Origin of the sequence: Chitinophaga agrisoli (assembly GCF_008386695.1) — a bacterium.
GTDB classification, from domain to species: Bacteria; Bacteroidota; Bacteroidia; order Chitinophagales; family Chitinophagaceae; genus Chitinophaga; species Chitinophaga agrisoli.
Genome location: NZ_VUOC01000003.1, coordinates 386,750 through 408,361 on the forward strand (window position 1 = coordinate 386,750; position 21,612 = coordinate 408,361).

A 21,612-nucleotide genomic window follows, 5' to 3' on the forward strand; every position below is an offset into this window, starting at 1 on the left:
ATAACAAGTACCCTGTAATTCCTGACACGGTATAGGGGAATCAAAAACAAAACGTCATGCGTCACGGAGTAAAATTGAACAAGCTGAGCAGAACTGCTGCTCACCGCAAAAGCCTCATGTCCAATCTGGCTTGCGAACTGATCGCCCACAAGCGTATCACTACCACCCTTGCTAAAGCAAAATCCCTGCGTGTATACGTAGAGCCGCTGCTGACCAGGGCTAAAGCCGACAGCACTCACAACCGCAGGATCATCTTCGGATACCTGCAGGATAAAGAAGCCATCAAGGAATTGTTTGGCGTGATCAGCGAAAAGATCGCTACCCGTCCCGGCGGTTACACCCGTATCATTAAGCTGGGTAAACGTGTGGGCGATAACGCTGAAACTGCGCTGATCGAACTGGTTGACTTTAACGAGATCTATGGCAAAACCACAGAAAAGGCTCCCGCTAAGAGGACCCGTCGTGCTGGTGGTAGTAAGAAAAAAGCAGAAGGCGCTGAAGAAGCTCCGGCAGCTGACAAGAAAGAAGAGAAAGCAGCTGAGTAGTAATCAATTGCTTGAAATCATAGAAAGGGCAAGGTGTATACCTTGCTCTTTTTTTATGCACATACGGCTGGCAGGCTTGAATTAGATTGTAGTTTTTTGTAATATAGCGCCCTGAATTCCTAATACCCTGTCCTATGAATTACCTGCAATGTCAGCCCTGCGGACATTATAATGTCTTAAGATCCGAATTCCTTACCTTTTGCGAACAATGTGGTAAGAAACTGCCCTACACATTTGCGGATTGGAAACAGAAGTACCCGGAAGGGGATTTCCATACTTACCAACAGGAAGTATCCATTTACATAGAAGACGAAACGCCTGCCAAACCCAACTGGATGCAGCAATACCTGTGGCCTGCAGGGCGCCGGGGCATTATGCTGGCCATTGTGCTCGTATGCGCATTGGTGGCGGTAGCAGGCACCTATTTTGGCAAACAGGCGGTATTGGGGTGGGTATACCCGAAAGTGGCCAAATCCTGGCTGTATACCTCCTGGGAGACCGTTACTATCGGCCGGCAGGCCATAGAAATAAGCACACCGGTACATATGGGCGTGAATGATAAGGCCCTGAACCCGGACCTGGCCAATATGGTGGAATATGCCAAAAGCTACCGCAACCGTGATGACGCCGGTATGCAAATAACCGTGGATATGTTCAGCTACCGGGAAACGGCCTCCAATAACCTGGACGATGCTGCTACCATGACGACCAGGACCATGCAAACCGAGCCCGGCGTATCCGATATGCAAATAGAATCCCACCCTTTACCTCAAACAAACATACAAGGGGTGATGCAGGAAGGCACCTATTTATTTAAAAATGCCGTGCGGCTCTCTTTTTATAACCTGGTAATGGTGCGGGGCCAAAACCGCTGGCTGGTGAGTATCCGCTACCGGGCAGATGATACCAATGGCCAGGAGATCGCCAAACGGGTATTTAACTCTGTGAAGGTGAAATAATTGAAGAATAGTTAGTAAGAAATAGTAAATATTTATTAAGGATGCAGGAATATTGGTTAAAATGCCGGGAATCTGCATCCTTAATTATTTAATCTTTAATTATTAGCTGTTATTCGCTAATTTTGCACGATTTTTTAAAAAGAGTCAGTAAAGAACAATGCCTCACACAAAACCCAGCCAACCTGCCATATTGTTGTTAGACGACGGCACGGTTTATCATGGAAAAGCTTTTGGTAAGATTGGTACTGCCGCCGGGGAGCTTTGCTTCAATACCGGTATGACGGGGTACCAGGAAGTATTTACTGATCCTTCCTATAAGGGTCAGGTCCTCATCATGAATAACTGCTACGTGGGTAACTACGGTACCAAGCAGGACGATGTGGAGAGTAGCAGTGTAAAGATCAGTGCGCTGATCTGTAAGAATATAGCGCACAACTACTCCCGTAAGATGGCGGACGCTTCCCTGGAAAAATTCCTGGGGGATAATAACCTGGTGGCTATACATGATGTAGACACCCGTGCGCTGGTATCGCATATACGCAGCAAAGGGGCAATGAACTGCATCATTTCTTCTGAGATCCTGGATGTGGAACAGCTGAAGGTGCAATTGGCCAAGGTGCCTTCCATGGAAGGATTAGCCTTGTGCGCAGAGGTATCCACAAAAGAAGCTTATAACATTGGCGATCCCGCCGCTAATATCCGTATAGCCGTGCTGGATAACGGCGTAAAGCGGAATATGTTGAAATGTTTGTCTGAGAAAGGCGCATACCTGCAGGTGTTTCCGACTGCCACTACTTTTGAGGAGTGCGAACAGTTTAAACCGCATGCTTATTTTATATCCAATGGTCCTGGCGACCCCGCGCCGCTGACCTATGCGGTAGATACGGTTAAAAAAGTACTAGCAGCAAACAGGCCGTTGTTCGGTATCTGTCTTGGCCACCAGTTATTGGCTATGGCTAATGACATTCCTACCTATAAAATGCACCATGGTCACCGTGGGTTAAACCACCCGGTAAAGAACCTGGCTACGGGCCGTTGTGAGATCACCACCCAGAACCATGGTTTTGCGGTAGATCCCAAAGCGATTGCCGCTAATGAAAATGTAGAGGTAACGCATGTGAACCTGAATGATGGCTCTATAGAAGGGATCCGTGTGAAGAACAAGCCGGCGTTTTCTGTGCAGTACCATCCGGAGTCCACACCCGGTCCATATGACTCCCGTTATCTCTTTGACGATTTCTTCAAGATGATAGGAGAGTACATGTAATTATACATATACATAAGACTATTATAACCAGAACGGTCCCGATGATTCGGGACCGTTGTTTTAATTCCACGTTATGAAAACAAGCAGATGGGTTTACGTCCCACAGAAAATGGGACAGGCACATCGCCGTTTCATGAGGAACAAAAATGAGAAAAAAATTTAATTACAGGTGATTACAAGTGATGAAGCGGCATTTCTGGCCGATAAATGGACTAAAATGAGGGGTTAGGACAAAAAAATACGGCTCTGTGAACAGAGCCGTTTGCCTTTATAAATTCCACGTTATGAAAAACTGATACAAAAATACGATATTTTGCTAAAACGTTTTAGTTAATTTTCGACTTTTTACACATCGCTGATAATTCTCTTCACTAACCACTAGAAGTCTCACTTTCACGATAACGATGCAAAGGTCGGACCAAATAAACGTTTGTAAAAATTCTATTAGTTAAATTTTTCTTAAACAAATCGGAGTGTTCGCTTTTCCAACATCCGGAGCTTTTGTTTATCGCTTCACCTTTTCTCTGATCTCTCGCTATTTCGATAACAAAGATACGATGAAAATTGATTTAAAAAAGTATTTAGTCAAGTTTTTTTGGCTTTATGCACTAAAATAGATATATAGAATTAATTTTAATATATGTGTAAAGCAAAATAATTAACCTCCCAAAATCCTGGAACTAGTTCTTTGTTGCTGTAAATCAAATAATTATGTTGCGGTTAACATATTTCTGTTCACTCTTGCTTTAGGGCCAAATAAAAAAGGCGGAAATATGTATCTTTTCGTAATATAAACCCGATCCTTGTAACCGGTTATTTTACAGGTGCAAAGATCGGGTATTTTGTGTTGTAACTCATGTTATTATATTATGAACGGCGGCGCTGGCAGCGTATTACCGGCTGCTTTCCTTAGCGTGCGCGGCTGATGCAACTGTACGACCGGGGTAGATCTCCAGCGCTTTTTCGAGGCATATCATGGCTTTAGCGATATCTTCTTTATTTAGTACGTAAGCCATACGAACTTCCTGTTTACCCAGGCCGGCGGTGGCATAAAAACCGGTACCCGGCGCCATCATTACAGTTTGTTGCTCATGGGAGAAAGAATCCAGCAGCCATTGGCAGAATTTGTCTGCATCATCAATAGGTAAGCGGGCCATTGCGTAAAAAGCGCCGCCTGGATTAGGACAGAATACGCCCGGTATATTATTCAGCTTTTCTACCAGCACATCGCGGCGGGCCAGGTATTCAGCCTTGATACCGTCAAAATAATCTGCCGGCAGGTCCACAGCTGCTTCGCCAGCTATCTGGGCAAAGGAGGGAGGGCTTAACCTGGCCTGTGCAAATTTCATTACAGCATCCAATACCTGCTGGTTTTTGGTTACCAGGGCGCCAATGCGGCCGCCACAAGCGCTGTAACGCTTAGAAATGGTATCCATTATTATTACATGGTTATCCATTCCCTCCAGGTTCATGGCGGAGAAGTGTGTGCCGGTATAGCAGAACTCCCGGTAGGCCTCGTCAGAGAAAAGGTAAAGGTTATACTTCAGGCATAATTGCTTTAGCACCTCCAGCTCTTCCTGGCTGTACAGGTAGCCGGTAGGGTTATTAGGGTTACAGATCAGGATTGCTTTGGTACGGGGCGTAATTGCCTGCTCAAACGCCTGCATGGCGGGCAATGCGAACCCGGTTTCGATATCTGCGGTGATAGTACGGATGCTAACGCCCGCCTCTACGGCAAAACCGTTGTAATTGGCGTAGAAGGGCTCCGGTACAATTACTTCATCGCCCGCATCCAGGCAGGCCATAAAGGAGAACAGTATGGCTTCTGAACCGCCTGTGGTAACGATGATCTGCTGGTGGTTTACCTGGATATCAAACCGTTCGTAGTAGGTTACCAGCTTACGGCGGTAACTTTCGTTGCCCGCACTGTGGCTGTATTCCAGCACTTTAAATTCTGAATGGCGTACCGCGTCCAAAATAGGTTTTGGTGTTTCTATGTCCGGTTGGCCAATATTCAGGTGGTAGACCTTCACGCCTTTTTTCTTGGCGGCTTCTGCATACGGCACTAATTTTCTGATAGGGGAGGGCGGCATCTGTTGCCCTCTCTGGCTAATGTCAGGCATTGTTTGGATGGTTTTGCGAATGCAAATGTAGGCTAATGAGTTGATATGCTGAGAGAGGGGCCGGGGGATAAGCGGCAGGCAATAAAAAAACCTTACAGCTTTTAAAACTGTAAGGTTCTGTTGGTTGGATATATGTCCCGGGTACGCTTAACGCTATGCGTATGCGCCTACCGGAACATCAGTAATTAGTTTCTACTGTTCTACCGTTCCAGTCAGGTGCAGTTCTTTGTCCTGGTCGATGCCTTTGAACTTTACCCAGATTGTTTTGCTCTGCTGACCTACGCCATTTGCACTGTAAGTAGCGGTCACTTTACCTTTTTTACCAGGTAAGATGGGCTCTTTAGTCCAGTTGGGGGTAGTGCAACCGCAGCTAGCGCGGGCAGCTTCCACCAGGATGGGTTCTTTTGCGTTGTTAGTAAACTCAAAATCAACAGTTACGGGTTTGTTGAGCTGGGTTTTACCAAAGTCAATTGATTCCTTGGTGAATTTCACCTTAGCGTCCACTGGGTTTCCCGTTCCGGAACCATTTTGAGCCTGGGCAAAAATAGCTGTAGTCAACAGCATGCTCGCAAATAGGGATAAGATAAACTTTTTCATCATGTATAGTTTGGTTTTAAACGGTTTCTGGTTAAAAAATGAATTTCGCTTAAATCAATAACAAAATTACGGCCAAAAATTGTTCAACTCTCAGCAAATTATTAAAATCTTCTTAAAAAAATCATTTTAATTTAAGAGCGGCATTTTCAGTAGGTTAGCAACTATTTTTCAACTGTACAAATTAACCTTACTTTTGCACTTTAACCAACAGGCATGATAGAAAATAATGAACTGACTATGAACATGGACAGCCGGTTATCTTTTGAAGAGTTCCGTAAGGAAGTATTAAATGACTACCGGTTGGCTTGCGAAAGCAGGGAAGTTAGCTTGCTGGCCCGTAAAGAAGTACTGACGGGAAAAGCCAAATTCGGGATTTTCGGAGATGGTAAGGAGGTTGCACAGGTAGCAATGGCCAAGTATTTCCTGCCAGGCGATTTCCGTTCCGGTTACTACCGCGACCAGACCTTTGCGTTTGCCAGTGGCATTGCTACCATAGAGCAATTCTTTTCTCAACTGTATGCAGATCCGGACCCGGCGAATGAGCCATTTTCCGCCGGACGACAGATGAACGCGCATTTTGCCACGCCCAATGTAACAGCCGACGGCAACTGGCGCGACCTGACCCAAACCAAGAATACCGCCGCAGATATGGCCCCCACGGCCGCGCAAATGCCGCGCGCACTGGGCCTGGCCTTTGCCTCTAAACTGTTCCGCGAGGTAGAGGTGCTGAAAGAATTCTCCCACCTGTCCCAAAACGGGAACGAAATATGTTTTGCCACTATCGGAGACGCCTCAACGTCTGAAGGACATTTCTGGGAAACCATGAATGCCGCAGGCGTATTACAGGTGCCGCTGGCGGTATTTGTATGGGATGATGGCTATGGCATTTCGGTACCGCGGAAATACCAGACCACCAAAGGCTCCATCAGTACCGTGATGGAAGGCTTCCGTAAACAGGAAGACACGAACGGTTTTGATATATATAATGTGAAGGGCTGGGATTATGCCGGTATGTGCGAGGTGTTTGAGAATGGTTTGCGCAAGGTGCGTGAGACACATATCCCCGCGCTGTTCCATGTAGAAGAGATCACGCAGCCGCAGGGCCACTCCACCAGCGGATCACATGAACGTTACAAGAGCAAGGACCGCCTGGCCTGGGAGAAAGACTATGATTGTAATCATAAGATGCGGGAGTGGATACTGGAAAATGCGTTATCTGACGAGGGCACTTTGCAGGAGATAGAAGCCCGTGCCAAAGCGCTGGCCCATGAATCAAGGAAAAATGCCTGGGAGAAATATATCACCCCTATCAAACAACAGGTGCAGACCATGGTTGCCCATGGCAAAGCCCTTTTGGATGAGGGTGTGGCAGATGCCACCCTGGTTAGCCATAATATACAGGAGCTGCAGGCTAACCGTGAGCCGCTGCGCAGGGATATATTAAAGGCGGCCACCAACATCCTGTTCAGGCATAAAGCTGTACAGAGCGCCGGATTGCAGGCTTTACAGCAGTATTATGATCAACAGCTGGCACAGGAAAAGGATACCTATAATTCCTACCTGTACGCCACCGGCCCCAATTCTGTACATAATGTGCCGGTAGTTGCCGCTACTTATGCTGCAGAAACACCGACCGTAAATGGATACGAAGTACTCAACAAATATTTTGACCAGCTGTTTGCCGAGAATTCCAAGGTATTTGCCTTTGGCGAGGATGTAGGTAAGATCGGGGACGTAAACCAGGGTTTTGCAGGTTTACAGCAAAAGCATGGTAAACAACGCATATTCGATACCGGCATACGCGAGCTGACCATTATGGGACAGGCCATAGGCATGGCCCTGCGCGGTCTGAAGCCTATTGCAGAGATCCAGTATGTGGATTATATGCTGTACGGCCTGCAGCCGTTAAGCGACGACGTAGCCAGCCTGCAATACCGTACCAAGGGTATGCAAGCCTGTCCGCTGATCGTGCGTACGCGCGGCCACCGGCTGGAAGGCATCTGGCATTCCGGTTCCCCCATGGGTATGATCATTCACAGCCTGCGTGGTATGCATGTATGCGTGCCGCGGAACATGGTGCAGGCAGCAGGCATGTATAACACCCTGTTGCAGGCCAATGAGCCCGCGCTGGTGATAGAGTCGCTGAATGGTTACCGGTTAAAGGAACATCTGCCGGAAAACCTGACCTCATTTACCGTACCGCTGGGCGTGCCGGAAGTGGTGCGTGCAGGTACCGATATTACCCTGGTGTCCTACGGCTCTACGCTGCGTATTGTAGAAGAAGCAGCGCATACGCTCGAAGAACTGGGTATTTCCTGCGAGGTGATAGATGTGCAGACCTTACTGCCTTTTGATATCAACCACAGCATTGTGGAATCTTTGAAGAAGACCAACCGTATTCTGTTTGTAGATGAGGATGTACCTGGCGGCGGTACTGCCTACATGTACCAGCAGGTAATGGAATTACAGGGCGGTTACCGCTTCCTGGATGTGGCGCCGCGTACATTAAGTGCACAGGCGCATCGCCCGGCTTATGGGTCAGACGGTGATTATTTCTCCAAACCTAATACGGAAGATGTAGTGAAGGTGGTGATGGCGATGATGGAAGAATAGCGAAAGCAATAGGTATAAAAAATTACGTCCCGTGTCGGTAGCACCGCACGGGACGTTTCTTTAGTGTAACAGTTGTAGGCTTCGGCAGATGGCAAGCAGTATATTTACAAATATTATAAATTCTATCCATACTGGTATGCCATGGCCGTGTGATTTAACTATAATTTCAATCGCCGGAAAGCCTGCTCCCTGCCTTTTGAAGGCGTATAATCGTGCCAAAAAAAACAGCCGGAAACCAATTATATTGTAAAGTATTTATAAACAGGATATTAAATAAGACACAACGGATGAAAAACATTGTCGTATTGGATGGATATGCCTTAAACCCGGGCGATCTTGGCTGGGAACAATTGCAGGCTTTGGGTAACGTAACGGTTTATGACCGCACCGCGGAGGCAGAAGTAGCAGGAAGGGCCCGGGAAGCGGATATTATACTCACCAATAAAGCCATCGTAAGCGCCGCCGCCATTGAACAACTACCACGATTGGAGTATATAGGCGTAATGGCCACCGGTTATAACGTAGTGGATATACCTGCCGCCACCGCCCGGAAGATAAAGGTGACGAATGTGCCGGCCTATGGCACTGCCTCTGTAGCACAGCAAACTTTTGCCCTTATACTGGAATTATGCAACCACACGGGCCTGCATGCTAACAGCGTACGCGCCGGCGACTGGAGCCAAAGCGTTGATTTCAGTTACCGGAAGGCGCCGCTGCATGAGCTAAGCGGCAAGGTATTGGGTATAGTGGGGCTGGGCGCTATAGGGCAGGCAGTAGCGCGTATAGCCCTGGCTTTTGATATGCGGGTCATTGCGCATCATAAGCACCCGGAGCGGGATAAAATGCCCGGCGTAACGTTTGTTGATATGGCAACCTGTTTTACGGAAGCAGATATTATCACGCTGCATTGCCCGCTGAATGAGCAAAACCGGGGTTTTGTGAACAAGGCTTTGCTGCATACCATGAAACCAGGCGCTTTCCTGATAAACACCAGCCGTGGGCCATTGATCAATGAGCAGGACCTGGCAGATGTGCTAAACAGCGGCGTAATAGCCGGCGCCGGGCTGGATGTGCTGTCTAAGGAGCCACCTGCTGCGGACCACCCGTTGATCCAGGCCCGTAATTGCATTATTACCCCTCATATTGCCTGGGCAACCTGGGAGGCACGGAGCAGGTTACTGCATACGGCGGTAGAGAATGTGAAGGCTTATCTGGAAGGAAAACCGCAAAATGTGCTAAATGGATGATCGTTTTTAGCAGTCCGGCCGTATATAATTACAATATTAAATTAGGACTCCTAATAACATAGCGATTATTCATATTTATTCAGAAGCTATTTGTTAATCAGTATTGAATCTGATTTATTATCTATATAAATAATGAATGAAATGGCTAAATTTTACCAAGAAAAACATGCTTTGTTTTTTCATCATTTAGCAATTATTAGCTAAATTGGAAAAGATTACACCCCACGATAGTGGTTGTTTGTATAGAGACACTAAGTATAGTAATTATTAATCTGGTACCCTAGACTTTTATCAAAAATCCACCTGTATGAAAGCAGGAATTCTACTGGTAGAAGATGATCATTTTTTTGCAAAGGTAATTAAGCGGCACCTCGAAAAGGAAGGCTACAATGTGGTACATTGCCTGGATGGCGATGAGGCATGGAGTATGTTCCAGGAGCGCGCCTTTGACATCTGTTTACTGGATATCATTATGCCCGGAAAAGACGGATTTACCCTGGCCAGGGAGATACGCAGCCGGGATGGTAATGTGCCTATTATCTTTACTTCCTCCCGTTATATGGAGCAAGACCGCCTTAATGGCTTCCAGGCCGGTGGTGATGACTATATGGTTAAGCCCTTTAACATTGAGGAGCTGCAATACCGTATAGACGTTTTCCTGAAAAGGAGCCGCCTGTTGCAGAGCCGTAAGGTGATCTCCTATCAGCTGGCCTCCCTGGAGTTCAACTACACGGAGTTGAAGATCTACCATGAACCTACCAACACTACCGTAAATCTACCGCCTAAAGAGGCCGAGTTGTTGAAGTTCCTTTGCGAGAATCCCAATCGCCGTTTGAAGCGGGAGAACATCCTGCTGAGTGTTTGGGGCAGCGACGACTTTTTTGCAGGACGTACGATGGATGTATACCTGACCCGTTTGAGAAAACATTTCCGCCTGGATCCGGAAGTAAAGCTGGAGACTTTCCATGGAAAGGGCTTACGGCTGGTTACAGATCCAAGGGCCTGCCTGGCGGATGCATAAATGCCATCTTTGAAAAGATTTTCGCCTGGAACGGAGACAGTCAAAAAGCAGGAATATCCCTGAAAGGGCCCTGCGGCTGGTCACTAACCTGGCTAAGACATAGATACTACATAAAAGCAAGAGCGCCGTTATACATGTGTATAACGGCGCTCTTGCTTTTTATACCTGCTTGTGGATTTGTTTGCTGTTTCAGGGGCGGTAGATCGATAATATAAGTCGATTTACCTGACGCAGGTTGCGGAATACCTTCTATAAATCATCATCCCGCTCCGGTTCCCTAGCGCAGGTTATGGAATACCTGTTGCACATCATCATCCTGCTCCAGGCGGTCGATCAGTTCCAGCACCTCTTTTGCCTGCTCCTCATTCAGTTCCACGGTGGTGCTGGGGATACGCTGCAGCTCTGCGCTGATGGGCGTAATACCTTTTTCTTCCAGCGCTTTGGCCATATTACCAAATTCGGTAAAAGGCGTGCGGAGTATGATATTATTCTCGCTGTCTTCCCCTATCTCTTCGAGACCGGCATCAATAAGCTCCAGTTCCAGCTCTTCCAGGTTCTGACCTTCGTTTTTGATCTTGAATACGCCCATACGGTTGAATAAAAAGCCTACGGAGCCGCTGGTACCCAGGCTACCGCCTTCTTTGTTGAAGTGCATGCGCACATTGGCTACGGTACGGGTGGGATTATCCGTGGCGGTTTCTACCATTACGGCAACACCATGGGGGGCGTAACCTTCGTATACAACTTCCTCATAATCAGTTTTATCCTTACCCATAGCGCGTTTGATCGCGGCTTCCACACGGTCCTTAGGCATGTTTACGCCTTTGGCGTTGGCAAAACAGCGGCGCAGGGCGGGGTTATTATCCGGGTCAGGACCACCTAGTTTAACAGCTATGGCTATTTCCTTACCAATCCTGGTAAATTGTTTGGCCATCCGGTCCCAACGGGCAAACATAGTGTGTTTTCTTACTTCAAATATTCTTCCCATGATGCTTTAAAATTTGTTGGCTCGGGGTTTATGCTTCCGATAAACCTACAATAGCCCAAAAATGAGACGCAAAAATATGCACTTTATCCCAAAAACTATGGGTGGTAAAAGAAAACCGCCCCGGATTTGCATTTCCGGGACGGTTTTAATGATCTATCAGCAATATGCTATTGTTGTTGCAGTTTACGGGCTTTACTGTGCTTAACACTGTATCCGAAGTAGATGATAAAGCCAACAAGCAGCCATACTCCTAAACGGAGCCAGTTTTCCTCACCCAGGCCAAAGATCATTGATCCGCATACAAGCGCACCCAATATGGGTACAACAGGCACTAACGGTGTTTTGAAGGGGCGGGGAACTTCCGGGTTGCTTTTACGCATTACCAGCACGCCAATACAAACCAGTACAAAAGCGAATAGGGTGCCTATGCTGGTCATATTGCCCACAATGTGATCCGGGATGAAACCGCCAAATATTGCGGTGAACACAAAGAACAGCCATTGGGATTTATAGGGCGTACGGTATTTAGGATGCAGTTTGGCGAATGTAGCCGGCACCAGCCCGTCGTTGGCCATGGAGTAGAACACACGGGTCTGTCCCAGTAACATTACCAGTATCACGGAGGAGAAACCTGCCAGGATAGCAACGGTAATAAGCAGGGATAACCAGCCATAACCATGCATATACGTGTCTATAGCGTAGGCTACGGAGGCTTCGCTACCTGCTTTCAGGAAGTCCTTATAGGGAGCAACGCCGGTAAGCACGTGAGAGAACAGGATATATAATACAGTACAGATGGCCAGGGATACCAATATACCAATGGGCATTGCCTTTTTGGGATTCTTGGTTTCCTGTGCGGCGGTAGATACTGCGTCGAAGCCAATGAAAGCGAAGAATACCACACCAGCGCCGGCAAGCACACCTAACCAACCGTGATGTCGCGGCTGCGAATAATCTACTACAGATCCATCATTCATATGCACCACGCCTGCATCTGCAGGGATCATGTAAGGCGTGTGGTTGGCCGGATTCATGAAGTGCCAGCCCAGCACAATGAACAATAATACGATGGCCACTTTCACGATTACGATAATGGTATTTACCATGGCAGATTCCTGTGTGCCACGTATCAATAATAAGGTAAGCATCAGCAGGATGAAGATGGCAGGCAGGTTGATGATACCATGTACGCCAGCATCAGATACCTGGAAGGGAGAGTGCGACCATTCAAATGGTATGGTAAAATGAAAAACGGTAGCTAATAAGTTATTCAGGTATTGGGACCAGCCAATGGCTACAGTGGCGGCGCCTAGCGCATATTCCAGCACCAGGTCCCAACCAATGATCCAGGCAACAAGCTCGCCCAGCGTAGCGTAGGAATACGTATAGGCGCTACCGGCGATAGGTATCATGGAGGCAAATTCCGCATAACATAAACCCGCCAGGGCGCAACCAAAAGCGGCTATTATAAAAGAGAGGGTTACTGCAGGTCCGGCATGCCCGCCAGCTGCTGCAGCTGTGCGCACGAAGATACCAGCGCCTATGATAGCGCCAATGCCTAGCGCAACAAGTGATCCGGCGGTAAGTGTTCTTTTTAGTCCTTTTTCTGTTTCGGCTGCTTCAGATAATAATTGACCCAGTGGCTTTTTTACAAAGAGTCTACTCATGATAGAAGTGTTGTTGGTTGAATGTTTAAATGGTTTAGTTTGTTGTAATGAGACCGCCAAATATAACCATCTAAAAATAAATCACGCTTTTTATTTTTATGAGATTATTGGCCCGGAACCTTATTTTTGATAATTTTCAGCTTCATAAAAACAGCAGAAAACAACCATTGCATGAAGAAATCTAACCGGCTTACCCTGTACATATTCCTTGGAATGGTGTTAGGCGTCTTAACGGGTTATATTGTATTTAACCTGTATGCGAACGACGAAGCAGCTATCAAGAAATTTACTGATAATATCGCTATTCCTACTGATATCTTTCTGCGGTTAGTTAAGATGATCATTGCTCCCCTGGTGTTCTCCACCCTGGTGGTAGGCGTGGCCAAACTGGGAGATATCAAATCCGTAGGCCGTATTGGGGGCAAGACCATGTTATGGTTCATCAGCGCTACTTTTGTTTCCCTGTTCCTGGGCCTGATCCTGGTTAATATCCTGCAGCCGGGCCATTCCCTGAACCTGCCCATCCCTGACTCCCATGCGAGCAGCGGAGTTTCCGGCGCGGACATGACGCTGCGCGGATTTTTCCGCCATGTGTTCCCGGACAGTGTAATTATGGCCATGGCCAATAATGAGATATTACAGATAGTGATATTTGCGTTATTCTTTGGTGTAGCCATGGCTGCTATTGGCGAAAAGGCCGAGCCTGTGCTAAAATTGCTGGATGCTGTAGCGCATATCATGCTAAAAGTGACGGGGTATGTGATGAATTTCGCACCTTTTGCCGTGTTTGGGGCCATTGCTGCCATCATATCGCAGAAGGGCGTAGGAATTTTGCTTACTTACGGAAAGTTCATCGGCCAGTTCTACCTGGGGCTCATCATCCTGTGGGTGGTGTTGTCGCTGGCGGGATCGCTGGTACTGGGGAAGCGGGTATTTCCGTTACTGGGCCGGTTAAAAGCCCCTCTGTTGCTGGCTTTTAGCACAGCTACGAGTGAAGCGGCCTACCCGCGCACGATGGAGGAACTGGAAAAGTTTGGCTGTGACAGCAAGATCGTGAGTTTTGTATTGCCGCTGGGTTACTCGTTTAACCTGGATGGTTCTATGATGTATATGACCTTTGCCAGCCTGTTCATTGCCCAGGCCTATAATATGCACCTGGGTATAGAGCAGCAGATCTCCATGCTGCTGGTGCTGATGATCACCAGTAAAGGTATTGCCGGCGTGCCAAGGGCGTCGCTGGTGGTGATAGCGGGCACGCTTTCCATGTTTCACATACCGGAGGCGGGGCTGCTGCTGTTACTGGGGGTAGATCATGTGCTGGACATGGGCCGTTCCGCCACCAACGTGATCGGCAATGCCATGGCTACGGCGGTAGTATGTAAATGGGAGGGCTCCCTGGCCCCGGAAGAGAAGGTTTTACAGGAAGTATAACAAATAGATAACAGTTTAATTGCTATTTTGCCAACTCAGCGATTTCTTGGAATTATTTCATAAAATGTAGCATGGACCAGATCACAGAGCTTTTTAAGCATCTCATCAACCCCCAGTGGATCATTGAACATGGAGGTATATATTTATTGTTGCTGATCATTTTTGCAGAAACAGGGCTCTTCGTAGGATTTTTCCTGCCGGGGGATTCGCTGTTGTTTGTGGCGGGTATTTATGGCGGGCTTTTAAGCGAGAGCTTCTTTAACGTGCCCTTTGCGCTGATCATGTTCATGATAGCCGTAGCCGGTGTGCTGGGTAACGTGGTGGGCTTTTGGTTTGGCCGCAAATCGGGACCGCTGCTGTTTAGCCGCAAGGATACGCTGCTGTTTAAGAAGAAGTACCTGTACCAGGCTAAGGAATTCTATGAAAAACATGGGGGCGGCGCCATCTTCCTGGCGCGTTTCCTGCCTATTGTGCGTACGTTTGCCCCTATAGTAGCGGGTATTGTGCAGATGGACGGCAAGAAATTCATGTTATATAATATTGTTGGCTCTTTTGCCTGGGTATTTTCCATGATGCTGGCCGGTCACTACCTGGATAAGGCGTTCCCGTCACTGAAGGAGCACCTGGAGCTGATCATACTGGTGATAGTGCTGATCACTACCTTGCCGGTGCTGATCAAACTTTTCTTTGGAAAGACCAAACATCCGGCGCATGTGCATGAAGACACCAAAGCGCCTACGGATTCCACATTGTCATAAAAAACTAACTATCCAAGCATAACTTACTTACCTACCTTATGAATGCCGAGAACCGCTCCACGTCTATTTTTAACATAGCCGTTATCGTAGCCTCCCTGGGTTACTTTGTGGATATCTATGACCTGCTGTTATTTACGATTGTGCGGGTACCCAGCCTGAAAGCGCTGGGCGTGCCGCAGAACGAAATAGACACTGGTATAGGGGTATTACTCATTAACATTCAGATGGCGGGTATGCTGATAGGGGGCATTTTCTGGGGTATTGTTGGCGACAAGAAAGGGCGCCTCAGCGTATTGTTTGGTTCCATCCTGTTGTATTCCGTAGCCAATATTGCCAATGGTTTTGTGCAGAGTACCGGCGCGTATCTGTTATGGCGTTTTGTGGCGGGTTTAGGGCTGGCCGGCGAGCTGGGTGCGGGTATTACCCTGGTATCGGAGATATTACCCAAGGAAAAACGTGGTTATGGTACTATGATCGTGGCTACGGTAGGCGTTTCCGGGGCGGTGGTAGCTAATTTTATTGCCAAGATGGTGCAGGACTGGCGCATCTGTTACTTTATAGGAGGGGGGCTGGGCCTGGCTTTGCTGGTGCTGCGCATTAGCGTAATGGAGTCGCAGATGTTCCATTCTTTGAAGGAGAGTACTGCCAGCCGGGGTAATTTTCTGCAGTTATTCACTAATAAGGATCGTTTCTTAAGATATTTCAAATGCCTGATGCTGGGTACGCCTACCTGGTTTGTGGTGGGCGTGCTCATTGCTTTTTCTAACAAATTTGCATTGGAAATGGGCGTCCGGGATGCCATCAGCCCTGGTGACGCCATTGCTTTCACTTATGCAGGGCTTACCCTGGGCGATTTCTCTACCGGCTTGATCAGCCAGTTATGGAAAAGCCGGCGGAAGGTGATGCTGCTGTTCCTGTTGCTGACAGCCGCTTTTGTGTTCATTTACTTCCAGCAGCATGGCGCCAGCAAATGGCAGTTCTACGCCGTTTGTGCGGGGCTTGGCTTTAGCGTGGGCTTCTGGACGATTTTTGTAACCATTGCTGCCGAAAGTTTTGGCACCAATCTGCGGGCTACGGTAGCCACCACGGTGCCTAATTTTGCCAGGGGCCTGTTGCCGCTTATTACCTTATTGTTTGCCAGTTTACAGTCGCGGTTCACCTATCTGCAGAGCGGTGGTATTGTAGCGGCTATCTGCATAGGCGTGGCATTGATCACTGCCTATACGGTAGAGGAAACGTTTGGCAAGGAATTAAACTACGTGGAAGAGGTGTAATAGCGCCGGATCCCGGTTAATATTGCTCCAGTACTTTATCCAGCAGCTTGTTAAGTTGTGCGATCTCTTTTGGATTGAGCGCCTGCAGGCTGTCTTCCAGCTGCCTTATTTCTTCGTCTATTACTTTCAGGAGTTGCAGGCCTTTGGGCGTGATCTTCACGTCCACAGCCCGGCGGTCTGCTTCGCAGCTTTTGCGCTCCAGCAATTCTGCCTTGCGCAGGCGTTCCACCAGGCGGGATACATCACTCATCCTGTCCAGCATCCTGTCTTTAAGCATATTAATATTGGCCGCTTTGGGGTGCTGGCCGCGGAGGATACGCAGGATATTGAACTGCTGCATAGTAATGTCAAACTTCTTGAAGAATTGCTGGTGACGGCTGACAATCCAGTTACCTACAAATATGAGGCTTACTAATCCTTTGGTATACTCACTATTGAAAGCCTTCTGCGAAAGCAATTTTTCGATATTCGACATAATTTAGAACAGCATAAAGTTTAGGTGTTGTGAAGATAATAAAAGCACCAATACAAAAAACAAGCCGGAAGGCCATGAGTAGTAAATTGTTATGTGTTGATTGTACACTATCTGCTTTAAAGCAACAGCCCTGCCGGACATTGATCCGGCAGGGCTGTTGTATAATTATCAGTTAATTACGCAGTCACTTTCATGTTGTCCAGCACATCCATTACTTCTTTTACGTGCTGTGCAGAAGTGGTCAACAGCTCTTTTTCTTCTGCATCCAATTTGAGCTCGATGATCTTTTCGATGCCATTTTTACCCAATACCACAGGCACGCCCAGGTAAATATCCTTCAGGCCGTACTCGCCGGTCAGCCATGCACAGCAGGGGAAGATGCGTTTTTCATCTTTCAGGATGGCTTCTACCATTTGCGCAGCTGCAGCACCGGGGGCGTACCAGGCGGAAGTGCCCAGCAGGTTCACGATCTCGCCGCCGCCTACTTTGGTGCGTTGGATGATGGCTTCCAGTTTATCTGCTGCTACCAGCTCTGTAACCGGTATACCTGCTACAGTGGTGTAACGGGGCAGGGGCACCATGGTATCGCCGTGGCCGCCCATGAGGATAGCCTGTATATCTTTAGGGGAACAACCTATTTCGTCTGCCAGGAACGCGCGGTAGCGGGCAGTATCGAGGATGCCGGCCATACCAAATACTTTGCTGCTGTCTTTTTTGGCAGTCAGGAAAGCGCAGTAGGTCATTACATCCAGCGGGTTGCTTACCACTATAATAATAGCGTTGGGAGAGAATTTGTTGATGTTCTCGGTAACAGATTTTACGATGTTGGCATTGGTGGAGATCAGGTCATCGCGGCTCATACCGGGTTTGCGGGGCAGGCCGGAGGTGATCACCACTACGTCACTGTTAGCGGTTTTAGCATAATCGTTGGTTACGCCAGTGATCTTGGTGCTATAATAATCGATAGGGGCTTGTTGCCAGGTATCCAGTGCCTTCCCTTCAGCAGTGCCTTCCTTAATATCCAGTAACACAACTTCCTGCAAAAAATCTCTGTGGACCAACACGTTAGCACAGGTAGCGCCTACATTGCCAGCTCCTACAACAGTAACTTTCATTTTACTTACATATTTTAAGGTGAAGAATATTTAACTAAAAATAAGTAAAAAGCATACAGCAAAATGCTAAAAGAAGCATAAACTGTTAATTCAGGTATTGCAGCACCTGATCCAGTTTCACCGTTCCTTCAAATCCCTTTACAAAGGCCTGCTTCTTATTGTATACGAACATTCCCGGAAAGTAGTGCATATTATAGAAGTACATGATCTGGCGGGTAGGCTCGCTGGCCATAATGATGTTAGAATAGTTCTTGATTTTATACTGATCATAATATTCCTTCATCTGCTCCACTTTAAAAGGGGTGATCATGACGATCTGTGTTTTCTTGAACTTGTCAATATTCTTCAGCAGGTCTTCTGTGAGCAGTTTACAATGGTCGCATTCAACGCTGAAAACAAATACGATGGTAGGGATATTCTTCCGGAGATCGTTTTTGGTGATGACGTGCCCATCCGGCAGGGTGAGGGGGAAAGCCGGGATGGTAGGATACTGCTCGTAAGGCGCCTTGGCTGGTGCAGCGGTTCCCTGCGCTTTTGCCAATACGGGAAAAGCGAACAGGCATAATAATACTAGATAACGCATGGTATGTGCTGATTTTTGTAAATGAGTGCTAAAAATAGTGTAGAACGGTCTGAATGACACCGGTAAATTGATTTTTTTCCAAAAAAATTACTAGATTACCTGTCCTTACCTTATGTTTGCATTCCTAAAAAAAATAATGGGTGTGCATCGCGGATATATTAGAATTTAATTAATTCGTAGAAAGCAGTACCACTAAGGATTTCATGAGTAATTCGCAGAATGGTTTACTTTTGCTATCCTAATCTGAAATTTTTAAACTAAATAAGTATCCTAATTTTATGGCTACCACTGCAGATATCAGAACAGGATTGATCATAAAGCTGGATGGCAGCTTATATTCTGTTGTAGAGTTTGGTCAGAACAAAACCGCCCGCGCCGCCGCCAAGGTATGGGCAAAATTAAAAGGCGTTGATAATGCCCGTTCTATAGAGCACACCTGGAACTCCGGCGATAACATCTTCCCCGTACGTGTAGAGAAAAAATCGTTCCAATATTTATACCAGGACGACAGTGGCTATAATTTCATGGATAAAGAGACCTTTGAGCAGATAGCCCTGGCAGAAGGAATGGTGGATGCTCCCCAGTTCCTGAGAGAAGGTGAAGAAGTGTTTGTGATGATCAATACAGAAACTGAGCAGCCTATGAGCGTAGAACTGCCTGATAAGATAGTGGTGAAGATCACTTATTCTGAGCCGGGTATGAAAGGCGATACCGCTACCCGTACCTTAAAGCCCGCTACTATCGAAACCGGCGCTACGGTAATGGTGCCTTTGTTTGTAAATGAAGGAGAATCCATCCGGGTAAACACCAAGACCGGCGAATACATTGAAAGAGTAAAAGAATAATCCATATCTCACAACGAACATTTCTAAACCAAAAACTGTCTACATGGATTTTAAACAGATTCAGGAGCTGGTAAAGATGGTGAATAAGTCCAACATCAGCGAACTGAGCATAGAAGAAGACAAGTTTAAGATTACAATAAAGCAAAAGGATAACGAAGTACAGCAGGTGATCACTGTGCCTGCAGTAGCAGCTGTGCAGGCAGTTGCACCCGCGGCTACCGCAGCAGTACCTGTGGCCACTGCCACGGTTCCTGTCGCTGGAACGCCTGTTGCTCCTGCAAAAGCAGATAACCTGGTTACTGTCAAATCCCCTATGATCGGCACTTTTTACCGCAGCCCCGGCCCGGATAAAGCAGCGTTCGTGAATGTAGGTGATGATATAACCCCCGGTAAGGTGGTATGTATCATTGAAGCTATGAAGCTGTTCAATGAGATCGAAAGCGAAGTAAGCGGTAAGATCATAAAAGTGCTGGTAGACGACGCCTCTCCGGTAGAATACGATCAGCCCTTGTTTTTAGTAGAACCATAAAAAGCAGATAGTCGTAAGTAATCAGTTGTTAGCTGTTGGTATTGTTTTATAATCCCGTACGGCTAACCACTCATGACTTACGGCTTTTTTAATGTAGAAAGCAATGTTTAAAAAGATACTGATCGCTAACCGTGGAGAGATTGCCCTGCGTATTATACGCACCTGTAAGGAAATGGGTATCAAAACGGTGGCTGTTTATTCAACTGCGGATAAAGACAGCCTGCATGTGAAGTTTGCAGATGAAGCTGTGTGTATAGGCAAGCCGCAGAGCAGCGAATCCTACCTGAACATCCCTCACCTGATGGCAGCCGCTGAGATCACTAATGCGGATGCTATTCACCCTGGTTATGGTTTTCTGGCAGAAAATGCCCGTTTTGCCGAAATATGCGGCGAGCATGGTATTAAGTTCATTGGCCCCACGCCGGAGATGATCCGGAAAATGGGGGACAAAATGACCGCTAAAGAAACCATGATCGCAGCAGGCGTACCGGTAATACCCGGTTCCGAAGGGCTGCTGGAAAGCCTGGAGCAGGCCCACAGCCTGGCTAAGGAAATGGGACTGCCCGTGATCCTGAAAGCCACAGCCGGCGGCGGTGGTAAAGGTATGCGCGTGGTATGGGATATGAAGGAGCTGGAAAATGCCTATAACATGGCTAAGACAGAAGCCCGCGCCGCCTTCAGCAATGACGGCATTTACATGGAGAAATTCGTGGAAGAGCCGCGCCACATTGAAATACAGGTTGCAGGCGACCAATACGGCAAGGTATGCCACCTGAGCGAAAGGGACTGCTCTATACAGCGCCGTCACCAAAAGCTGGTGGAAGAATCTCCTTCTCCGTTCATGACGCCGGAGCTGCGTGAGAAAATGGGTGAGGCAGCCATTAAGGCGGCATCTGCCATTAATTACGAGAGCGTAGGTACGATCGAGTTCCTGGTGGACAAACACCGCAACTTCTACTTCATGGAAATGAACACCCGTATACAGGTGGAACATGGGGTAACAGAAGAGGTGATCAATTTTGACCTGATCAAGGAACAGATCAAGATAGCGGCTGGCATCCCCATCTCCGGTAAGAACTACACGCCGCAGATGCATGCCATCGAATGCCGTATCAACGCGGAAGACCCGTATAACGATTTCCGTCCTTCACCGGGCAAGATCACGGTATTACATATACCAGGCGGCCACGGTGTGCGGGTAGATTCGCATATCTATGCAGGTTATGTGATCCCTCCCTACTATGACAGCATGGTAGCCAAGATCATCACGATCGCGCAAACCCGCGAAGAAGCCATCAATACCATGGAGCGCGCACTGAGCGAGTTTGTGATAGAAGGCGTAAAAACCACTATCCCGTTCCATCAGCAGCTGATGCGTGACGAGAACTTCCGTAAAGGCAACTTTACCACCAAGTTCACGGAAACGTTTAAGCTGGTATAAGTTTAAAAGAAAGCCTGGCCTGAGCAGCATGTGGCAAGGTAGGCTATCTATATAAAAGAGGGTGTATCACGTTTTGATACACCCTCTTTTTATGCAAACCTTCAAATATACTGGAAAAAGGCTCCTCGCCAGTG

Annotated in this window: 19 protein-coding genes; 12 read left to right on the forward strand and 7 right to left on the reverse strand. The window is 47.4% G+C overall.

The features are described from left to right. Positions 1–56 precede the first annotated feature (56 nt). From rplQ to carA, 3 genes are all read left to right on the forward strand, one after another. The gene (gene rplQ / locus F0L74_RS16995; RefSeq protein WP_149839094.1) at positions 57–545 is read left to right on the forward strand and encodes a 50S ribosomal protein L17; all 489 of its coding nucleotides are present in this window, start codon (positions 57–59) and stop codon (positions 543–545) included. A gap of 134 nt (positions 546–679) precedes the next feature. After that, positions 680–1,504 carry a hypothetical protein gene (locus tag F0L74_RS17000; RefSeq protein WP_149839095.1) on the forward strand — a complete coding sequence of 275 codons (825 nt, stop codon included), beginning with the start codon at positions 680–682 and terminating at the stop codon, positions 1,502–1,504. Between the two features lie 157 nt (positions 1,505–1,661). Then, entirely contained in the window at positions 1,662–2,771 is a 1,110-nt protein-coding gene (gene carA / locus F0L74_RS17005; RefSeq protein WP_149839096.1) for a glutamine-hydrolyzing carbamoyl-phosphate synthase small subunit, read from the forward strand. Between the two features lie 893 nt (positions 2,772–3,664). Here the strand turns inward: carA and F0L74_RS17010 are convergent. After that, positions 3,665–4,894 (reverse strand): pyridoxal phosphate-dependent aminotransferase, encoded by a 1,230-nt coding sequence (locus F0L74_RS17010; protein ID WP_149839097.1) that lies wholly within the window; start codon positions 4,892–4,894, stop codon positions 3,665–3,667. 192 nt (positions 4,895–5,086) lie between these two features. Continuing rightward, on the reverse strand, positions 5,087–5,494 hold the full coding sequence (locus F0L74_RS17015) for a DUF1573 domain-containing protein (protein ID WP_246197745.1): 408 nt from the start codon (positions 5,492–5,494) through the stop codon (positions 5,087–5,089). Positions 5,495–5,704: 210 nt separating this feature from the next. Here F0L74_RS17015 and F0L74_RS17020 point away from each other — a divergent pair, with 210 nt between their 5' ends. From F0L74_RS17020 to F0L74_RS17030, 3 genes are all read left to right on the forward strand, one after another. Continuing rightward, positions 5,705–8,104, forward strand: coding sequence for an alpha-ketoacid dehydrogenase subunit alpha/beta (locus F0L74_RS17020; protein ID WP_149839098.1), 2,400 nt, complete (start codon positions 5,705–5,707; stop codon positions 8,102–8,104). Positions 8,105–8,391: 287 nt separating this feature from the next. After that, complete coding sequence (locus F0L74_RS17025) at positions 8,392–9,351, forward strand: D-2-hydroxyacid dehydrogenase (protein WP_149839099.1); 960 nt, start codon at positions 8,392–8,394, stop codon at positions 9,349–9,351. Positions 9,352–9,658: 307 nt separating this feature from the next. Then, a complete protein-coding gene (locus tag F0L74_RS17030; protein ID WP_149839100.1) occupies positions 9,659–10,372 on the forward strand; it encodes a response regulator transcription factor in 714 nt (237 codons plus the stop codon). Positions 10,373–10,649: 277 nt separating this feature from the next. Here the strand turns inward: F0L74_RS17030 and F0L74_RS17035 are convergent, their stop codons facing one another. Next, positions 10,650–11,360 carry a YebC/PmpR family DNA-binding transcriptional regulator gene (locus tag F0L74_RS17035; RefSeq protein ID WP_149839101.1) on the reverse strand — a complete coding sequence of 237 codons (711 nt, stop codon included), beginning with the start codon at positions 11,358–11,360 and terminating at the stop codon, positions 10,650–10,652. A 167-nt stretch (positions 11,361–11,527) separates the two neighbouring features. Beyond that, complete coding sequence (locus tag F0L74_RS17040) at positions 11,528–13,027, reverse strand: amino acid permease (protein WP_149839102.1); 1,500 nt, start codon at positions 13,025–13,027, stop codon at positions 11,528–11,530. A 171-nt stretch (positions 13,028–13,198) separates the two neighbouring features. Between F0L74_RS17040 and F0L74_RS17045 the strand changes: the two genes are divergently transcribed. From F0L74_RS17045 to F0L74_RS17055, 3 genes are all read left to right on the forward strand, one after another. Continuing rightward, positions 13,199–14,458, forward strand: coding sequence for a dicarboxylate/amino acid:cation symporter (locus F0L74_RS17045; protein ID WP_149839103.1), 1,260 nt, complete (start codon positions 13,199–13,201; stop codon positions 14,456–14,458). 71 nt (positions 14,459–14,529) lie between these two features. After that, a complete protein-coding gene (locus F0L74_RS17050) occupies positions 14,530–15,216 on the forward strand; it encodes a DedA family protein (protein WP_149839104.1) in 687 nt (228 codons plus the stop codon). A 38-nt stretch (positions 15,217–15,254) separates the two neighbouring features. Beyond that, positions 15,255–16,490 (forward strand): MFS transporter, encoded by a 1,236-nt coding sequence (locus tag F0L74_RS17055; RefSeq protein WP_149839105.1) that lies wholly within the window; start codon positions 15,255–15,257, stop codon positions 16,488–16,490. A 16-nt stretch (positions 16,491–16,506) separates the two neighbouring features. Here the strand turns inward: F0L74_RS17055 and F0L74_RS17060 are convergent, their stop codons facing one another. The 3 genes from F0L74_RS17060 to F0L74_RS17070 all read right to left on the reverse strand — a co-directional run bounded on the left by F0L74_RS17060 (position 16,507) and on the right by F0L74_RS17070 (position 18,663). Then, positions 16,507–16,965, reverse strand: a complete 459-nt coding sequence (locus F0L74_RS17060) for a MarR family winged helix-turn-helix transcriptional regulator (RefSeq protein WP_149839106.1) — start codon at positions 16,963–16,965, stop codon at positions 16,507–16,509. 176 nt (positions 16,966–17,141) lie between these two features. Continuing rightward, on the reverse strand, positions 17,142–18,080 hold the full coding sequence (gene mdh, locus F0L74_RS17065) for a malate dehydrogenase (protein WP_149839107.1): 939 nt from the start codon (positions 18,078–18,080) through the stop codon (positions 17,142–17,144). 85 nt (positions 18,081–18,165) lie between these two features. After that, positions 18,166–18,663, reverse strand: a complete 498-nt coding sequence (locus F0L74_RS17070; RefSeq protein WP_149839108.1) for a peroxiredoxin family protein — start codon at positions 18,661–18,663, stop codon at positions 18,166–18,168. Between the two features lie 278 nt (positions 18,664–18,941). Between F0L74_RS17070 and efp the strand changes: the two genes are divergently transcribed. From efp to accC, 3 genes are all read left to right on the forward strand, one after another. After that, positions 18,942–19,508: an elongation factor P gene (gene efp / locus F0L74_RS17075; RefSeq protein WP_149839109.1), complete on the forward strand. Its 567-nt coding sequence runs from the start codon at positions 18,942–18,944 to the stop codon at positions 19,506–19,508. 43 nt (positions 19,509–19,551) lie between these two features. Next, positions 19,552–20,037 (forward strand): acetyl-CoA carboxylase biotin carboxyl carrier protein, encoded by a 486-nt coding sequence (gene accB / locus F0L74_RS17080; protein WP_149839110.1) that lies wholly within the window; start codon positions 19,552–19,554, stop codon positions 20,035–20,037. A 103-nt stretch (positions 20,038–20,140) separates the two neighbouring features. Beyond that, positions 20,141–21,478: an acetyl-CoA carboxylase biotin carboxylase subunit gene (accC, locus tag F0L74_RS17085; protein ID WP_149839111.1), complete on the forward strand. Its 1,338-nt coding sequence runs from the start codon at positions 20,141–20,143 to the stop codon at positions 21,476–21,478. Positions 21,479–21,612 lie beyond the last annotated feature (134 nt).